The following is a 1,978-nucleotide window of genomic DNA, read 5'->3' as shown; positions in this document are numbered from 1 at the left end:
ATAGGAAAAGTCCCAGGTCGAGATGATCGAGGATGGTCCCAACTGGTAGGCGATGGCCGTGCCGACGCTGCCGATCAGCATCGTCATGCTCAAAAGCCCGATCAGCGCCCATTGGGTCCAGCCCATTGGAATCCACTCGCCCATGAACAGGCTTTGCCCGCCCTCGCTCCCTGCCATCACGGTCGCCAGGCTCGCGCCACCCCCGAGAAAGATGGCAATCAGGTTGAAGATCAGCGCCAGAACGAAGGGGTTTTCGCTGCGGCTCTTGGTGCGCGTGAGTACCATCGCCAGAGCGTAGAGAATCGCGGAAACCAGCGGCATCACGGCATGGATGCTAAGATCGCCGGCCTGCGGTTTCAGCATGAGCAGCACACCGACGAAGCCGAGGGCGACTCCGACCCAACCTTGCACACCGACAGGCTCCTTTATCCCGAAGGCCGCAAAAAGCGTAATGAACAGCGGGATCGTGTAATAGACCGCCGCCGCCATCGAGAAGTCGAGGCGCGGTAGCGAAGCGTAGTAGATCAGCAGGCTCGACAGAAGCAGGCTGCTTCGCACGATGGCCCAGCCAGGATAGGCCGGGCGTAACGAAACCTGCGGAAAGCGCCATTTCAGGATCGCGATCAACAAGGGCAGCGTGACGCAGGACCGCAGGAAAATGAACTGCGACAGCGGCATGTCCGAGATCGTGACCTTGATGATCGCATCGGCGATGGAAAGCGTCAGGTCAGTGAAGACCATCGCCGCAACGGCGATGCCCACCCTGTCCGCCTTGGGAGCCGTCTGACTGATCGACATTTTCGCGTCCCCTTCTTCGGGCGCCGAGGTTACCGAGCCGAGAACGTTCCAACAATTCTAATTATACGGAAAGATTGTCCGTGGTATTGTACAATGAGCAACGACACGAAAGAGGATGCGGGGCTTTGGACAGCGTAAACGACATGATCCTTTTGGCCGAAGTCGCCGAAACGGGCAGCTTTACCCGTGCCGGGGGGCGGATCGGGATGCCCAAATCCACGGTCAGCCAGCGCATCGCCCAGCTTGAGGCACGTCTGGGACTGCGGCTCCTCAACCGTTCAACCCGGCACGTAAGCCTCACGGGCAGCGGCCAAATCTATCTCGAATACTGTCGCCGTGTTCGCGCAGAGGTCTCGGCCGCGAACATGGCGATGACCAATCTGAAGGAACAGCCTGTCGGGACGCTGAAGATCACCTGCCCAGAGGTAACAGCCAGCTATTTCATGCCGACCTTCCTACACGGATTTACCACGCAGTTTCCCCGGATCACGGTGGAGCTGATCGCCACGAACCGGCATCTCGACATCATCCGCGAGCGGGTTGATTTCGCTTTTCGCGTTGGCACGACCACAGGTCAGGACCTGATCGTGCGGCGTGTCTCCTCGATCAAACGGATTCTCGTCTCCGCCCCGGCCTATCTGGCAGCTGGCAGTCCTCTTCGGGAACCGACCGATCTTCTAAATCACCGCTGCCTGGTGCATGATGCGCAGCCCGAATGGGTGTTCTCGTCAGACGACACACCGATCGTCATGCGGCCGCCTGCGGCCGCGACTTCGGATTCTATGGGGTTTCTGCTGCAATCCTGCATCGCGGGCGGCGGGGTCGCGCTCCTTCCCGCTTATGTGTGCCAGCCGTCCGTCGCGGTCGGCCGCCTCGTGGATCTGCTACCGGGCTGGGAAATTCCACCCTATGAAATGATGCTGATCTTCCCCAACCTGAAGAACCAGTCCAAGGCGCAGGCCGCATTCCGCGATTATGTGAATACCTTCGACTTTTCAGCGTTTGTCGTTGGGCGATAGCCGGAACTTCCCGAGTCTGACGGCCGCTTTGTTCCGCAAAGCGGACTATCTGTCGCAAAATTCCTACAGACCGTGTGGAAACCCGTCCGGTGATCAGGGGTAGGATCGGATCCTGGGGGCTTTTACCGTTTCAGCGGATTTCTCGGTTTCGGACGTTTATA

Annotated in this window: 2 protein-coding genes; one reads left to right on the top strand and one right to left on the bottom strand. The window is 59.2% G+C overall.

The genetic code is table 11. From position 1 onward, the window contains the following. The coding region (locus IQ26_RS38915; protein WP_145723583.1) for a DMT family transporter at positions 1-798 on the bottom strand (798 nt) is incomplete at its 3' end. Between the two features lie 125 nt (positions 799-923). Here IQ26_RS38915 and IQ26_RS38910 point away from each other — a divergent pair. Next, entirely contained in the window at positions 924-1,817 is an 894-nt protein-coding gene (locus IQ26_RS38910; protein ID WP_145723582.1) for a LysR family transcriptional regulator, read from the top strand. The last annotated feature ends 161 nt before the right edge of the window (positions 1,818-1,978 follow it).

This window comes from Mesorhizobium tianshanense, assembly GCF_007830515.1.
GTDB lineage: Bacteria > Pseudomonadota > Alphaproteobacteria > Rhizobiales > Rhizobiaceae > Mesorhizobium > Mesorhizobium tianshanense.
This window is presented reverse-complemented; position numbering and strand designations above follow the sequence as displayed.